General features: G+C 54.5%; 15 protein-coding genes. 11 read left to right on the top strand and 4 right to left on the bottom strand.

Annotation, left to right across the window (positions count from 1 at the left end; all coding sequences use genetic code 11):
- Nucleotides 1–354 precede the first annotated feature (354 nt).
- Complete coding sequence (locus J2S20_RS01320; protein WP_106612943.1) at nt 355–1,047, bottom strand: 5'-methylthioadenosine/adenosylhomocysteine nucleosidase; 693 nt, start codon at nt 1,045–1,047, stop codon at nt 355–357.
- 64 nt (nt 1,048–1,111) lie between these two features.
- Here J2S20_RS01320 and J2S20_RS01325 point away from each other — a divergent pair, with 64 nt between their 5' ends.
- Together J2S20_RS01325 and J2S20_RS01330 are read left to right on the top strand one after the other, a co-directional pair.
- Nucleotides 1,112–2,197: an undecaprenyldiphospho-muramoylpentapeptide beta-N-acetylglucosaminyltransferase gene (locus J2S20_RS01325; RefSeq protein WP_307252240.1), complete on the top strand. Its 1,086-nt coding sequence runs from the start codon at nt 1,112–1,114 to the stop codon at nt 2,195–2,197.
- Nucleotides 2,190–2,810 carry a M48 family metallopeptidase gene (locus tag J2S20_RS01330; protein ID WP_307252243.1) on the top strand — a complete coding sequence of 207 codons (621 nt, stop codon included), beginning with the start codon at nt 2,190–2,192 and terminating at the stop codon, nt 2,808–2,810. The genes J2S20_RS01325 and J2S20_RS01330 overlap by 8 nt, the downstream gene beginning before the upstream one ends.
- Nucleotides 2,811–2,832: 22 nt before the next feature.
- Here the strand turns inward: J2S20_RS01330 and J2S20_RS01335 are convergent, their stop codons facing one another.
- Nucleotides 2,833–3,489: a rhomboid family intramembrane serine protease gene (locus tag J2S20_RS01335; protein WP_307252247.1), complete on the bottom strand. Its 657-nt coding sequence runs from the start codon at nt 3,487–3,489 to the stop codon at nt 2,833–2,835.
- A gap of 36 nt (nt 3,490–3,525) precedes the next feature.
- Entirely contained in the window at nt 3,526–3,945 is a 420-nt protein-coding gene (locus J2S20_RS01340) for an HIT family protein (RefSeq protein ID WP_106612947.1), read from the bottom strand.
- A 180-nt stretch (nt 3,946–4,125) separates the two neighbouring features.
- Between J2S20_RS01340 and J2S20_RS01345 the strand changes: the two genes are divergently transcribed.
- The 8 genes from J2S20_RS01345 to J2S20_RS01380 all read left to right on the top strand — a co-directional run bounded on the left by J2S20_RS01345 (nt 4,126) and on the right by J2S20_RS01380 (nt 12,665).
- Complete coding sequence (locus tag J2S20_RS01345; RefSeq protein WP_106612948.1) at nt 4,126–5,352, top strand: CpaF family protein; 1,227 nt, start codon at nt 4,126–4,128, stop codon at nt 5,350–5,352.
- Nucleotides 5,342–6,079, top strand: coding sequence for a type II secretion system F family protein (locus J2S20_RS01350; RefSeq protein WP_106612949.1), 738 nt, complete (start codon nt 5,342–5,344; stop codon nt 6,077–6,079). Before J2S20_RS01345 ends, J2S20_RS01350 begins: the two co-directional genes overlap by 11 nt.
- A 134-nt stretch (nt 6,080–6,213) precedes the next feature.
- On the top strand, nt 6,214–7,491 hold the full coding sequence (locus tag J2S20_RS01355) for a hypothetical protein (protein WP_146137162.1): 1,278 nt from the start codon (nt 6,214–6,216) through the stop codon (nt 7,489–7,491).
- A 108-nt stretch (nt 7,492–7,599) separates the two neighbouring features.
- Nucleotides 7,600–7,809: a Flp1 family type IVb pilin gene (locus J2S20_RS01360; protein WP_211292278.1), complete on the top strand. Its 210-nt coding sequence runs from the start codon at nt 7,600–7,602 to the stop codon at nt 7,807–7,809.
- Nucleotides 7,806–9,722 (top strand): DUF5702 domain-containing protein, encoded by a 1,917-nt coding sequence (locus tag J2S20_RS01365; protein WP_106612951.1) that lies wholly within the window; start codon nt 7,806–7,808, stop codon nt 9,720–9,722. Before J2S20_RS01360 ends, J2S20_RS01365 begins: the two co-directional genes overlap by 4 nt.
- Nucleotides 9,723–9,801: 79 nt before the next feature.
- Nucleotides 9,802–10,785 carry a hypothetical protein gene (locus J2S20_RS01370; protein WP_106612952.1) on the top strand — a complete coding sequence of 328 codons (984 nt, stop codon included), beginning with the start codon at nt 9,802–9,804 and terminating at the stop codon, nt 10,783–10,785.
- Nucleotides 10,786–10,837: 52 nt separating this feature from the next.
- Nucleotides 10,838–11,878: a prepilin peptidase gene (locus J2S20_RS01375; RefSeq protein WP_307252257.1), complete on the top strand. Its 1,041-nt coding sequence runs from the start codon at nt 10,838–10,840 to the stop codon at nt 11,876–11,878.
- Nucleotides 11,859–12,665 carry a DUF6382 domain-containing protein gene (locus J2S20_RS01380; RefSeq protein ID WP_307252260.1) on the top strand — a complete coding sequence of 269 codons (807 nt, stop codon included), beginning with the start codon at nt 11,859–11,861 and terminating at the stop codon, nt 12,663–12,665. The genes J2S20_RS01375 and J2S20_RS01380 overlap by 20 nt, the downstream gene beginning before the upstream one ends.
- On the opposite strand, the gene glgB is transcribed toward J2S20_RS01380, so the two are convergent.
- The gene (gene glgB, locus J2S20_RS01385; protein ID WP_307252263.1) at nt 12,620–14,623 is read right to left on the bottom strand and encodes a 1,4-alpha-glucan branching protein GlgB; all 2,004 of its coding nucleotides are present in this window, start codon (nt 14,621–14,623) and stop codon (nt 12,620–12,622) included. The two genes, J2S20_RS01380 and glgB, sit on opposite strands and share 46 nt — an antisense overlap.
- A 102-nt stretch (nt 14,624–14,725) precedes the next feature.
- On the opposite strand from glgB, the gene J2S20_RS01390 reads away from it, so the two are divergent.
- Nucleotides 14,726–15,160, top strand: coding sequence for a prepilin peptidase (locus tag J2S20_RS01390; protein WP_106612956.1), 435 nt, complete (start codon nt 14,726–14,728; stop codon nt 15,158–15,160).
- Nucleotides 15,161–15,200: the final 40 nt, after the last annotated feature.

Below are 15,200 nucleotides of genomic sequence, written 5' to 3' on the forward strand. Positions count from 1 at the left end.
CCACATTCCGCACTCCCGTGACGCCTTTGCGTCACTTCGTGCTACATGTGGGGCGGGTCATGAAGCCTTATCCCCACTGGCAGGCAAGCCTGCCGGGGGGCGTTACTCCCTTTAAGCTCCTTCTATGATTACGCGTCGCTTCGCGCTCTGCGCTCCCGCAACGCTGCCACATTCCGCACTCCCGTGACGCCTTTGCGTCACTTCGTGCTACATGTGGGGCGGGTCATGAAGCCTTATCCCCACTGGCAGGCAAGCCTGCCGTGGGGATAGGCTTATGACCCTGTAATCATTATAATACACGAAGTGAAAGACGCAAACTGCTGTCCGCAAACTTTCATCCTATATACGCAGTTTTCAGAGCTCTCTCAGCATTTTCAGCGTAAGTTTCAGGAAATGCCGGATCGCAGCATCCTGAAAACTGTCGTACTGATCTGCTGCAGTCCCATCCGCCTTATCTGAAATCGCACGGATAATAAGCCACGGCACACGGTTCAGCCATGCAACCTGTGCGATCGCGGCCCCCTCCATCTCACAACAGGAGGCGGAAAATGTCTCAGAGATCCGCTGTTTTGTCTCTGTCGAGGAGACGAAGCAATCTCCGCTTGCCACTCTTCCCCGATAAACAGCAATATCCGGATTGACCTCTCTGCAGCAGGACTCTGCAAGGGCGAGGAGCTTTTCATCCGCCCGAAACACGCTGGTCTCCATGCGCGGAATCTTTCCCATCGGATAACCAAAGCCTGTGCAGTCAAAATCATGCTGCACCGCATCCACCGAGAGGACAATATCTCCAATATTGATATCCTTCTGCACGCCTCCCGCAATACCTGTATTCATGATGCAGTCCACTGCATAGCAGTCCGAAAGGATCTGTGCGCAGGCGGCGGCATTTACCTTTCCTATCCCTGAGCATACCACAACGCAGTCCTTCCCCTCGATCTGCCCCTGATAGAAGCTCATGCCTGCCCGCTCGCTCCTCTTCACATCGCGCATACGCGCCTTCAGTCCCGCGACCTCTTCCTCCATTGCCCCGATAATCCCGATCATTGCATTTTCCCTTTCTGAAAGTTACAATAATATTATATTTTACCTTGTCCCGGGAGGTTCGTCCATGAAAAAAATTATTCTGACCGGAGGCGGTACAGCTGGTCACGTCACCCCGAATATCGCTCTGCTCCCAAAGCTGCGTGAAGCGGGCTTTGAGATCCTGTATATCGGCTCCTATGAGGGCATAGAAAAACGGCTCATAGAGCGCGAGGGCGTGAGCTACCGCGGCATTGCCTCAGGAAAGCTTCGCCGCTACTTTGATCTGAAAAACTTCACAGATCCCTTCCGCGTTCTGAAGGGCTTCTCGGAGGCCTCCCATATTATCCGTGAATTTCAGCCGGATATTGTCTTCTCAAAAGGCGGATATGTCTCCGTCCCTGTCGTAAAGGCGGCAAACCGGCGGCACATTCCCGTCATCATCCATGAATCCGATATGACGCCCGGACTCGCAAACCGCCTCTCCTACAGCTCCGCAACAAAGATCTGCTGTAATTTTCCGGAGACGCTTCAATACCTGCCCGCAGACAGGGCCGTTGTGACCGGCTCTCCCATACGCGCGGAGCTCCTCTCCGGAAGCCGTGAGCGTGCTCTCTCTCTGACCTCCTTCACGGAAGAGAAGCCCGTGCTTCTTGTCATCGGGGGAAGTCTCGGCTCCCGCGTCGTAAATGAGGCGGTGCGCGCAGCGCTCCCGGAGCTCTTAAAGGAGTTCAGCGTGCTGCATCTCTGCGGCAGGGGCAATCTCGACGAGCGCCTCCGCTCACTGCCGGGCTATCTCCAGTTTGAGTATGTCTCCGAGGAGCTGAAGGACTACTTCGCACTCGCAGATCTCATGGTGAGCCGTGCAGGCGCAAACTCCATCTGTGAGATCCTGTCACTCCGGAAGCCGAATGTTCTGATTCCGCTCTCCGCAAGAGCCAGCCGCGGCGACCAGATTCTGAACGCCCGCTCCTTTGAGAAGCAAGGCTATTCCTCTGTACTCATGGAGGAAGAGCTCACGCCCGAAACTCTGCTCTCCGCCGTACACAGCACCTACGAGGCGCGCGCACGCTATATCCATGCCATGGAGCAGAGCGACGCGGGAAATGGCGTCGACCGCATCCTGTCTCTCATTCTTGAAAGCTGCGCGACCGCCAGCGATAAAGATGCGTAAGGGGGCGGCTGAGGCGTCAGCTGTCTCCGCCTCCTGCCGCACAGCACAGCTGCCGGTCACCGTGCTGCACAGCCGGCGGAAAACCATAGCGCTTGAGATCTGCCCGGACGGAGAGATTCTTGTCCGGGCTCCGCTTCGTATGTCCGAAGCAGAGCTCCGGCGTTTTCTCTCAGAAAAGCAGCAGTGGCTTGAGACGCATCTCAAAAGGGTGCTGGAGCAAAAGCGGCAGCGTGACGCGCTTCCCAAGCAGCCACGACTCACCCGGACGGAGCTCTCCGTACTCGCCGATCAGGCCATGCAATATTTTCCCGCCCGCTGCGCGGCGTTCTCTCCGCTCGTCGGCGTCAGCTACGGCCGCATCACGATACGGAATCAGAAAAGCCGCTGGGGAAGCTGCAGCGGCCGCGGTAATCTGAACTTTAATTGTCTTCTGATGCTTGCTCCGGCGGAGATACGTGACTATGTGATCGTGCATGAGCTCTGCCACCGGATCGAGATGAATCACTCGCCCCGCTTCTGGGCGGAGGTACAGCGCGTGCTCCCCGATTACCGGGCGCGGCGTCTCTGGCTCCGCGAAAACGGAGGCTCCATTATGCGGCGCATGACTGGCTGAAGCGCAGCTCTCATCCCCGCCTTTACCACCGCTCTCCATCAACATCAGCCGCGTCCCAATCCTCATTTCTGTTATTTCTTTTCTTTCTAACCCGGTACATCAGTATGGAGAGGAGAAAGCCGATCAGCAGCCCTCCGATATGCGCTGAATTGTCCACACCGGAATCTGAAAATCCATAGTACAGCGACAGGAGAACAAAAAAGGCGATCTGCCCGGTAGAGAGATCCTCCAGTCTGCCGCGGTTTCGGATCAACGCCCACAAAAGGCCTCCGATCACGCCGTAGATCGCTCCGCTTGCTCCCGCACCAACTGTATATTCCATGTCTTCAAGTCCCATAAACAGAGAAAATATATTGGAACCGACCGCGCAGAGCAGGTAGAAGACAAGATACTTCACATGCCCCAGCGCACGCTCCAGATTGTCTCCCAACAGGAAAAAAATCAGCATATTATTCGCGAGATGCCCGATTCCGAAATGCAGAAAGGCTGCCGTCAGGAAACGCCAGTACTCCTGATTCTGAAACACAAGGGGCCCGTAGAGCGCACCCCAGCGTATCATATCCTCCGTATTTTCACTGGAGCCATGCAGCTCCACCCAGAAAAAACAGACAATATTAAGAAGCAGCAGTGCGAGTGTCACTGGTGCGTGCCGCTTCCCATCAACTAAATTGTATGCCATCTGAATATCTCCGTGCTCTGTCTCTCGCCTTATTCCTTACTTCAGCAATGCCGCCAGTGTATCTGCGATCTGTCTCTGTTCCATGGGATCTGCGCTGCCCGGAATCCAGCTCACCATCTCGGGGCCGTTCTCGTAACGCGGAATCACATGAATATGGAAGTGAAACACCGTCTGTCCCGCTGCCTCTCCATTGTTCTGCACCACGTTAAAGCCTGCCGCACCAAGACCCTGCTTCATCGCAGCGCCTATCCGCCCTGCCAGCGCAAAGCCCTTCCCGCAGAGCTCCTCCGGAAGCTCCGTAAGATCTCTGTAGTGCCCCTTCGGCAAAATCAGCGCATGCCCCTTTGATGCCGGACCGAGATCCAGAATCACTCGAAAGAGTGCATCCTCATACACCACTGCAGAGGGGATCTCTCCATTTGCAATCTTACAGAAAATACAGCTTTCATCTCTCATGACTTTTCCTCCGTGCTCTCAGACTGACTGCCTTCAGTATAACAGATATCTGCTCCCCTGGAGTCTCGGAATCAATATTTTTATTTTCAGGTGAACCTTTTTGCTCTCTGCCCCGTCCTTTCCTGTGTAACGCGAGACAGCAGATGCAAAAGTCTCAAAAAAGAGCAAGAGGAAGGTAACATGAAGGATCTGAACCATCTCTACGATATGCTGCATGAGCAGCTGGCAATCGAGCTCAGCGATCTTAGACATGTCAGCGATGAAGCTCTGTACGCCATGATTGATGAAGGAATACAGACCGCGGAGCAGGAACATTTCCTCTCCGTCGGGGACAAAATCTCTCTTCGCTCCTCTCTCTTTAACGCGTTTCGTAAACTGGATATTCTTCAGGAGCTCGTGGACCGGCGGGATATCACCGAGATCATGGTCAACGGCCGAGACGAAATCTTTGTCGAGACCGGCGGGCGCATACAGCGCTGGGACAAGTGCTTTAAGAGCAACGAGCAGCTCGAGGATATGCTCCAGCAAATCGTGAGCCGCGTAAACCGGGTCGTCAATGTAGCGACGCCGATCGCGGACGCCCGCTTGGAGGACGGCAGCCGTGTACACGTTGTTCTGCCGCCCATCTCTCTCAGCGGTCCGGTCGTAACCATCCGGAAATTTCCGGATACCATCACTATGGAGAAGCTCATCGGTTACGGCTCTGTGACGCCGGAGGCCGCAGCCTTCTTAAAGAAGCTCATTGCCTCCGGCTACAACATCTTCATCAGCGGCGGCACCAACTCCGGGAAAACCACGTTTCTGAATGCGCTCTCCTCCTTTATTCCCGATGATGAGCGTGTGATCACGATCGAGGACTCCGCCGAGCTTCAGTTAAAACAGATCAAAAATCTGGTGCGGCTGGAAACGCGCAGCCCGAATGCCGAGGGGGAGGGCGCGGTCACGATCGCAGATCTGATCCGCGCCAGTCTCCGCATGAATCCGGATCGCATCGTTGTCGGGGAGGTCCGCGGACCGGAGGCACTGGACATGCTTCAGGCCATGAATACCGGACATGATGGCTCTCTCTCCACCGGGCATGCCAACTCCCCGCGGGATATGCTCTCAAGGCTTGAGACCATGGTACTCTGCGGCGCAGACCTGCCGCTCACGGCGATACGAAATCAGATTGCCGGTGCACTGGATATCATGATCCATCTCGGAAGGCTGCGGGATCGCAGCCGTCACGTTCTGTCCATCACCGAAGTAGGAGAGTGCATCAATGGAGAGATTCAGCTTCACACGCTTTACAGCTTCAGGGAAAAGGAAGACAGCCGCAAAAAATCCGGGCGCGTCGAGGGCAGCCTCGTCCGTGTCGGCGAGCTTCAAAACTGCACCAAGCTCCACGCAGCAGGCCTTGAATTATGACGAGTATCACCTCAGCTGTAGCGAATACGGCACTCTGCTGCTCCGGGCTGTCGCAGTCAATGCGCTCTTCGCCTTTGTTTTCTACCGAAGTGTCCTCTTTTTCCTTCTGTTTCTTCCGCTCGCAGCGCTCTACCCCCTCTATAAAAAACGGGAGCTGATTCCTGCCAGAAAGAGAAGACTGCTCCTGCAGTTCCGCGAGGGGCTCTCTATTCTCTCCGCCTCTCTCAGTGCAGGCTACTCCATAGAAAACGCTCTGAAGGAGAGCGTGGACGAGCTCTCTCTCCTGTACGATCGATCAGAGCTCATTGTGAGGGAATTCGACCAGCTCTCACATCTGGTATCCATGAATATGCCGGTTGAGCGAGCCATGGACGAATTCGCAGAGCGCTCCGGCATCGACGACATTCGGAACTTTGCACGTGTCCTGCGCATCGCAAAGCGAAGCGGCGGGGAACTGGTGGCCATCATGAACCACAGCGCAGAGACCATAGGTGACCGCATTCAGGTGAAAGAGGAGCTGAGGACCATGACTGCATCCAGGCGCTTTGAGCAGAGCATCATGAACGCTGTCCCGCTTCTCATCGTCCTCTATATTAATCTGAGCTCACCTGGTTTCTTTTCCATCATGTACACCTCTGTTCTGGGCCGCTGTGTTATGACTGTCTGTCTCGCTGCCTATCTCTTCTCAATTCATCTCGCATGGAGCATCCTGAATATAGAATTATGAATACATTCCACTTTTCGGGGACGCGTTCCCCCAGCGCAAAACTTTATAAAAAAGCAGCCGACAGAAATTCCCCTCTCCACCAAAAAGAGAATGCGGCTAATGCTCCCGGTACCACAGCGACCAGCTGCCGCACTGTGCACAGTCCCAGAGCTCCGGATGCTCCGAACAGAAAAAAGTCTCTCCTCTCCCTGTTGGGGCGCTACCGGTCTCAGCTTCTCTGCCTGCTTGCGGGCCTTCTGCTCTACTTGAGCTCTGCTTTTCTGACACCGGAGCACGGGGCTCTGAAGCACGGACGCTATCTCCCACGCGGAGGCTACGGCGATATGGAGCAGCGCTATACAGTCACAGTGGAGGGACTCTCCAAAGAAGCGATGACCCTTGACATTCCTGTTGCCGCACGCAGCTATCTGGACAGCGAGCTCGAAAATATCTTTACCGCCTGTATGGATACGCTCGCTGTGACAATACCGGGGAACAATACCTCCCTTGCAGAGATCCGCTCTGATCTCTCCCTTCCCTCCTACGTCGAGCAGTATGGCATACGGGTGAATTGGATCTCGTCTGATCCTGAGCTCCTGAGCAGCTTTGGTACCGTATACAATGAGGAGCTGACAGAGGCCAGGGATCTCTCCCTCACAGCCTGCCTAAGCGATGTGGAGGGCAGAAGAAGCCGCAGCTATGAGCTCCCGCTCACCGTGCTTCCGCCCGAGCTGAGTCAGGCAGAGCTCCGGCAGAGAGCCTTTCTTCGCTTTCTCCATACACTTGATATCGAGCAGAGCGCAGATGAGAATCTCACACTGCCGCAGAGCTACGAGGGACAGCCCCTCTCCTATCGGCAGCAGACTCCTTCAAACAGCTGGATATTTCTGATTCTGGGAGCAGTCACAGCGCTGCTGCTCCTACTGCGGGACAGAGAACGCGTCGGACTTGAGGCAAAAATGCGCCAGCGCCAGATGCTCCTTGACTACCCTGAGATTGTCTCAAAGCTCATGATATTTATCGGCGCAGGCATGACGATACGCCTCGCCTGGGCAAGCATCGTGGCGGATTATGAGCGGGATCTCTCCGCTCAGTCAAAGCCCCTCCGCCATCACGCCTACGAGGAGATGGCTCTGGCACTCGCAAAGCTGAAAACCGGCTGCAGTGAGGGCAAGGTCTATCACGAATTCGGAAGGCGCTGCGGACTTCGTCAGTATATGAAGCTCGCCGGAATACTGGAGCAGAATCGCAGAACAGGCGTCGCAAATATCCGCCAGATCCTCAGCGCCGAAGTAAATCTTGCATGGGAGGATCGTAAAAATCTGGCCCGGCGCATGGGAGAGGAAGCAGGAACCAAGCTTCTGGCTCCGCTCTTCATCATGCTGATCATCGTTATGGCCATGATCGTTGTCCCGGCAATGCTCTCTTTTTGAGAAAACAGAGAAGTCCCGAGAGAGCATACCGTCCGGTTCAGGGATAAAGCGGCGCCTTGCTGCATTACCCGCCTTGGCGCCAGCACAAATCAGAAAGGAGGTGAAACTGTGAATACTGCAAATACAATGCTGAAACATGAGAGCGCATTCCCCGACGATTTCTTTGCGGATGAAAGCGGTATCTCCACCATTGAGCTGGTTCTGATTCTGGTTGTACTCATCAGTCTGGTACTTATCTTCAAATCTTCTATCACAAATCTGCTCAACACGATTTTTGGTCAGATCAAATCTCAGGCAGGAGAAGTTTACAAGAAATGAAATACCGCGGATCCGTCACAGTCTTCCTCGCACTTGTTATTACCTGCTGTAGTGCCATGATCTGCGCGCTCACTGAGAGCGCACGCACTGCAGGGGCACGCTTCTATGTGCGCAATATGGCAGATGCCTCCATAAACTCTCTCTTTTCGCAGTATCACAGAGAGCTCTGGGACAGCTACCGCATCATAGGCTATGCCTATGAGAATGATCAGAGCTGCACACGGGAGATGGAAAATTTTATAAGACCCTATCTGGAACACTGTGGATGGTACGCACTCCGTTCACCGGAGATCAGTATTACCAAGAAGACCTTTCTCACGGACGCGGGCGGGAGGTGGTTCGAGCAGGAGATACTGGACTATCTGAAGTTCGGCTGGATCAACCTGAACACTGCCCCCGCCTCGGCCGAGGAGCTGTGGGAACAGATCTCTGAGGCACAGACCATGGACTCCGTGCTGAAGGACTACGGTCTCCGCAGCAGAGAGGCCATCGCCATGGAAAAGGCTATTATGAAAATCAAGAAGAATCTGGACACACAGGAGAGGCTGCACCGGGAAGCGGAAGCAGAACTCCGGGACGGCAATCATTCCGCCTTCCAGCGCAGCGCTTCTGAGCTTGCCGGGACAATCCGGGCACTGCCCTCGCTTATACAGAGCTACGACAAAAAGGCCGATAGCTACAGCAGAAATCTCGCAGAAACCGAGGCGCGCCACCGGGATGCGCTGGAGGGACTTAAGCCGGAGAATCAGACTATTATCAGGGAACAGCTTAGCTCCTGCCACGAATATGCCGATCAGGACGGCAGCCGCCGACTGGAGATCGACTCCCTGGACGACGACAACGAATACCTGCTCCGCGCCATTCAGGATGTCCGCAGCTACGCAGAAGAGACAGAGGAGTACATAGAGGACGCAGAAGATGATGAGGAGGGTGATGGCATTGATGAGGCGGCGCTCTGGGCAGAGGTCGCAGAGAGCTGGTGCGCAATCCGCCTGCCCACACTCGGCGCAGCACATGGCATAGACAACGAGGAGACAGAATCTCTGCTCGAGGCGATACTGGATCTCGCCGCCGGAGGGTACTTAAACATTGTGCTGCCGCCGGACCGCGAGATTCCTGCTGAACACTTTGACTGCTCCGACTTTCCTTCGAGAACAGCTGTCACTGCAAGGACTGACGCCGGTCCCTCGCTTCTGACCGCACTTGCGGTTGATGAATACGCAGGACAGTTTCTTCCATGCTTCACAGATCAGAGAGAGGAGGGTATACTCTGCCAGCTGGAATACACACTCACAGGCTCCTCCTCAGAGCGGGAGAATTTCAGCGCGGCACTCACCCAGCTGCTTGCAGTCCGGGAAGCTCTGAACTTTATCTGTATCATGTCGGACAATTCGCTGCGTGAGCAGGCGCGTCTCACTGCTGCAACCATCACAGCCGCCGCACAGATTCCGGGACTCTCTGTGCTCGTTGAGTGCCTCATCATCACTGCGTGGGCCCTGCTGGAGAGCTTTCTGGACCTCCGTCTTCTGCTCGAGGGCAGGAAGGCTGCGCTGTTCAAGACCCGGGAGAGCTGGATGAGCGATCTCAGCGACCTCCTGCGCTTTGCCGCCAGTCTCCAGCTCCCGACAGAAAAACTCCAAGAGGCGACCGGCGGTCTGCGCTATGAGGACTGTCTGAAGCTGCTGCTCTTCACCAAAAGCGCAGAGGAGAGAGATTACCGCATCATGGACATGATTCAGGCAAATCTGTCTCTCTCTGACCCTGGTTTTCGCATGAGTCAGTGCATCTACGGGATGCACGCAGAGCTTCAATGCGAATCTGATCACCTGTTTACGAAACTCGGAGTTTCTCCGGATGGCGCCTCTCTCGGCGCATCCTTCCCAATCTGTGTAAAAATGGTCAAGGCCTATTAAATGCCGTACCCTCGCTCTGTCCCCGCAGGATCGCGGACGGGTCCCCGGCACTGCTCCCCCCAAGGAAGAAGGTAACGGGATGAAACTACATATCTTTCAAATCCCTGTCTATCCCCCAAAAAACAATCGGAATATGGCTCTCCAGGTACATAACCGGCTGCATCCCTTCCTTCCTCTGTCCGGGAGAGCAGCGCCGGGGGATCGTCCGCTTCGCGCGAGTCTCACTCTTGAGGCTGCCCTGGTGCTTCCGCTCTTTCTCTTTATGATGTATCTGCTGATACTTCCCATGCGGATGATGGACAGCGCAAGGGCAATGCAGCAGCTCTGCGAGGCTGTCTGTCAGGACACGGCTGAGGCCTGCTATCTGCTGCAGGCGGAGAATAGCTCCGATGCCTCCGATCAGACCGCAGGTGCGACAGACAGTGCCGACTCTGACTCAGCTGACATCCGCGCACGAGAACAGCACACCGCAGGCGCCCGCTCCGGTCGTTCTTCTGCGCTCCATCGCTCTGCGGCAGCGCTGGCCGCGCTCCGCGCATCAACGGAAATAGAGGATGCTTTTATAGAAAATATCCGCTCTCATCGCAGCAGCTGTCTCTCAGACGGGGAAACCATCACCATTGTACTGGACTACGATTATCACCTGCCCTTTTCTGTCTTTGGGCTCTCCAGCATTCCACAGACTGTCACCGCCTCCCGCCGCGCATGGATCGGCCGGAATCCCGCAGGGCAATCCTCCGACAGTAACAATACGGAGGGTACGCTCGTCTATATCGGAAAAAGCAGCACTCGCTACCACAGCTCTGCCGGCTGTCACTATCTGTCCAATGAGCTGCGCGCTGTGCCATATCATGCAATCGCTTCTGAGCGAAATTCCGGCGGTTCCCGCTATCACGCCTGCCCGCGCTGCGCTAAGGGTGTGAGCGCCGGCACTGTTTATATCATGCCGAGCGGATCCGCCTATCATGCAAATACAGATTGCAGTGCGATTCGCGCCTATGCGCAGCTGGTTCCAAAATCATCGGTGGAGCACCTCGGGCCATGCAGTTACTGCTGTCCCTGACTCACAAAGCAGACAGCTCCGATCATTTTATTTCAGAGATCAAGGAGGCCCTATGCTGATTTTTACCTTCTTCGGACGTATGATACTGTTTGGCTTTCTCACGCTATGCGTGCTTCAGGACATCCGACGTATGGAAATAGAGCGGAGACTTTTTCTTTTGATGGGAATTGCGGTCTGCCTGTATGAGCTCCGACTGCTCCTCTCGGGCACGCTTCCCCCGTACCGGGAGCTGCTGTTGTCTGTGATTCCGGGCCTCGTGCTTCTTCTCGTCTCAAAGCTGAGCAGAGAGGCTCTCGGCCTCGGGGATTCCCTGTTTTTTCTGCTTCTGGGCCCCTGCTGCGGCGCTGTGCGCCTGCTCTCCATACTGGCCGCCTCCTTTCTGCTCGCCGCAGTCTGCGCGCTTTTTTTCATCACTGCTGCCAGTATGCGGGGAGGAGTGCAGCGCGGCAGAAGAATTCCCTTTCTTCCCTTCACCATCGCACCTGTTCTGTACCACATTTTTACGCTGAGCGCTCCCACAGAGAGAAAACTTTATCTCGCTGTAATCTGTTCCTTGATTGTCCTTTATATATTCCAGGCCGTCCTCATACTGCAAAAAGCAAAACAAAAACCGAGACTCTTCCGGCTTCCCGAGCGCTCGCCCGGACAGACAGCGCGAAAGCTCCGCGGAAGCCTCACGGTCGAAGCCTCTTATGTTTTTGCCCTGATCTTCCTCGCAATCTCCGCAATGATACGTTTTTCATGGAAGCAGCGAAACACCTGTCTCGCCGCATTTCTTCTTACAGAAACCAGCGTGCGAGCCGCGCACGCCGAGCCGCTGTACGATCCGCATGGCGCCGACGAGGCTGCTCTCAGCGCCGAGCTGCGACACCGCCTCTCCTCCATTCAAATGCTGAAGGATTCCGCCCTGTGTGTGGAGCGCAGCCCCCTGTATTCCCGTGCGCTGCTGCAAAACAGTGAGATGAAACTCTCCGCAGAACGGCGCAATGCAAGTTCTGAGGATGTCATGCGCGCTGCAACCGCAATCCGGGACTACAGCAATTCCGTACAAACACAGAAAGGACGCTCTGATCATGCCACAGATCTTAAATGAAACCGACCGCCGCTATCTGACCATACCGGCTGACATTCAGCTCCGGGAACAGTTTGAACTGCGCATGCTGGAGGAAAATCCGATCGATGGTCTTCTGAGGCTCTCCATATGTGACAACAACGGAGAGCTCGAGCTCCGCTATGATATCAGCGGGATGTGCTCTCTCGCAGAGCTGTCAGAAACCCAGAAGCTGCTTGCCGCCGACATCCGCCGCCTCATTCTCACCCTGAAGCACATCATCGCAGGCATGGCCCCCTATCTTCTCGATCCCTCCGGCATTCTCCTCTCGCTGGAATCGGTCTATCTCTCTCCTGTCAGCCGGTCTCCCTGCTTTCTCTTTATTCCGGCCAGAGGAAGCAGCTTTTCATCAGAGCTCTCTGAGTTTCTGAAAACCGTGCTTGCGTGCACGGATCAGGATGACTACTCCAGTGTCGTACTTGCCTATCGCCTCTACAAGGAGAGTCTCGATCATCCGAGCGCACTGGATCGACTTGAGCAGATTCTTGTTTCTCAGGAAAATATTTCTGATCCCACCGTACTGACGCATACCGATGAAGCTGCTGTGGAGCTTCCTCTGCCGGAAGCATTGATACCCGAAGACAACGAAGCACTGATCGCAGAAATCCGGGAGGTGACGTTCCCCTCTGAATCGGACAACTCCGGAGAGAATGAAAAAAGCGGTGGACTCTTCCACCGCCTCTTCCACAAAAATGAAGACAGGAGCGAATTGATTTCAGGTGATCACAGCGAAGAATGTGCCTTCGCGGAGCTGGTCGCAAGGAGCTGAGGCTGCCCGCCGACAGCGGTCTTCGTTTTCGCCGTCTTTCTTGCCGGGCCAAACTCATATATGCGGATACCGTAGGGCTCCAGCGGGTGAAAAATATGATACGGACGATTGTCACATTCTCCCTTGTATGCTCTGAAGCTCTCTGCTTTCTTCTTTTGCAGCTTGTAAGCCCCGTCTTTCTCATCAAAAATCAGGCGATAGCTGCCCGCATGCGGAACGCCGACCTTGTAGTCCGGCCGCTCCATAGGCGTAAAGTTAATCACAAAGAGCAGAGACTTCTTCCTGTCCTTATCGTAGCGCACAAAGGAAAAGACAGAGCGCTCCGCATCGTTTGCATTGATCCACTCAAAGCCGTCCCAGTTGTCATCCTGCTGATAGAGGCAGGGATGCGTGCGGTAGATGTGAAGCAATCCTCTGACAAAATTCTGAAGTGCCCGGTGCGGCTCCTCATTCAGCAATTCCCAGCTGAGGGAAACACTTTCATCCCACTCATGCCACTGAGCAAAATCCTGTCCCATAAAGAGAAGCTTTTTACCAGGATGTCCGAACATGTAGGCATACGCGCACCTCAGATTTGCAAATTTATCCTCGTAAATGCCCGGCATCTTATTGATCATCGAGCACTTGAGATGCACCACCTCGTCGTGAGAAAGCACTAAAATATAGTTCTCACTTGTAAAATAGGTGAGACCAAAGGTCATCTTATTGTGATTTCCCTTTCGGAAATAAGGATCCAGCTTCATATACTCAAGGAAATCGTGCATCCAGCCCATATTCCACTTGAAGGTAAAGCCCAGGCCGTTTTTCTCCGGACTGTGCGTCACCATGGGCCAGGCAGTACTCTCCTCTGCAATAATCATGCTTCCGTCGTGCCGCCCGGCTATGACTGAATTCAGATGCTTGAAGAACTCTATCGCCTCCAGATTTTCATTGCCGCCGTACTGATTGCTGCACCACTCCCCCTCCCGTCTGCCATAGTCAAGATACAGCATTGAGGCGACTGCATCAACCCGCAGACCGTCCACATGATACTCGTTCAGCCAGTAGAGCGCATTTGCGATGAGAAAATTCTTTACCTCATTCTTCCCATAATCAAAGACCTTGGTACCCCAGTCCGGATGCTCTCCCTTTCTGGGGTCTGCATATTCATAGCAGCTCTGACCGTCAAAATCCGCAAGACCAAAAGCATCCCGCGGAAAATGTGCCGGTACCCAGTCCAGAATGACTCCGATTCCGGCCCGGTGCAGGTAGTTCACGAAATACTGAAAATCCTGAGCATCGCCATAGCGGGCCGTCGGCGCATAATAACCGGTTACCTGATAGCCCCAGCTCCCGTCAAAGGGATGCTCCGCAATGCCCATCAGCTCAACATGTGTATACCCCATGTCCTTCACATAGGCTGCAAGCTCCTCTGCAAGCTCCCGGTAGGACTTGAAGCCGTCCCGCGCTCCTCCCTGATTCTTCTTCCATGAGCCCAGATGACACTCATAAATACTGAGCGCACTGTGCCGGGGATCCTGCTCCGCCCGTTTTTTCATCCAGCTGCGATCTCCCCATGAAAACTCCCAGGGCTCCTCCGCCATACGTGAAGCGGTTCCCGGACGGAATTCCGCACAGCGGGCGTAGGGATCCGCCTTATACAGAATGTCGCCCCCCTGTGTTCGAATCACAAACTTATACAGCTCACCTGCACTGAGCCCAGGGATAAAGCACTCCCATATTCCTCCCTGACCAACTCTCGTACAGCAGCTGTTCTCCGGATCCCAGCGGTTAAAATCTCCAACCACACTCACAGCAGCCGCATGTGGCGCCCAGACCGCAAAATAATAGCCGCGCTTTCCCTGATATTCGCAGGGATGCGCCCCAAGCTTTTTATATATCTCATAATGCGTTCCCTGACCAAACAGGTAGCAGTCGTCCTGCGTTATAAATCCAAGTCCCGGATTGTTCTTATCCATAATCCCCTCCATCGGATTTTTGTTGCTGTCAAGTCGATTATACCTGTTTTACCCTCTCTTTTAAAGGAAAGACTGTAAAAATCACACAAAAAGGAGAAGTGAATGAATACGCTTCCTTCCGCTCTGCACACTTCTATGCCGGTACTGCCACTGCTCCCCGTCCTCACCATTGCCACCTTCAGCGATCTCAAAAGTCGCAGAATCCCGAATCTCCTCATTTTGATCGCCATTCTTCCGGGAGGTTTTTTCCTGGGACAGAGCTTTCTGCTTCGCCTTTGGTTTATCTGCCTTCTCTGCTACCCGCTGTTCCGTCTCCACTTGGTCGGCGCGGGAGATGTCAAGCTGCTCGCTGTGATTGCCGCATGGAGCGAGCCGGACAGCTTTCTTTCTTTTCTTTTTTGCAGTCTGCTGCTCGCAGCGATCCCGGCACTGTTCCTTCTGCTCCGGCGGCGGCACTCCGGCATTCCCATGGCCCCCTGCTTTCTTCTCAGTTTCATCTGCTGTCAGGTTGCCAATATTCCACTCACAGCAGCGTAATACTATTTTTTTCCCTCATTATACCCATTCAGGAGGATAT

The organism is Moryella indoligenes (genome assembly GCF_030812885.1).
Classification (GTDB): Bacteria; Bacillota; Clostridia; order Lachnospirales; family Lachnospiraceae; genus Moryella; species Moryella indoligenes.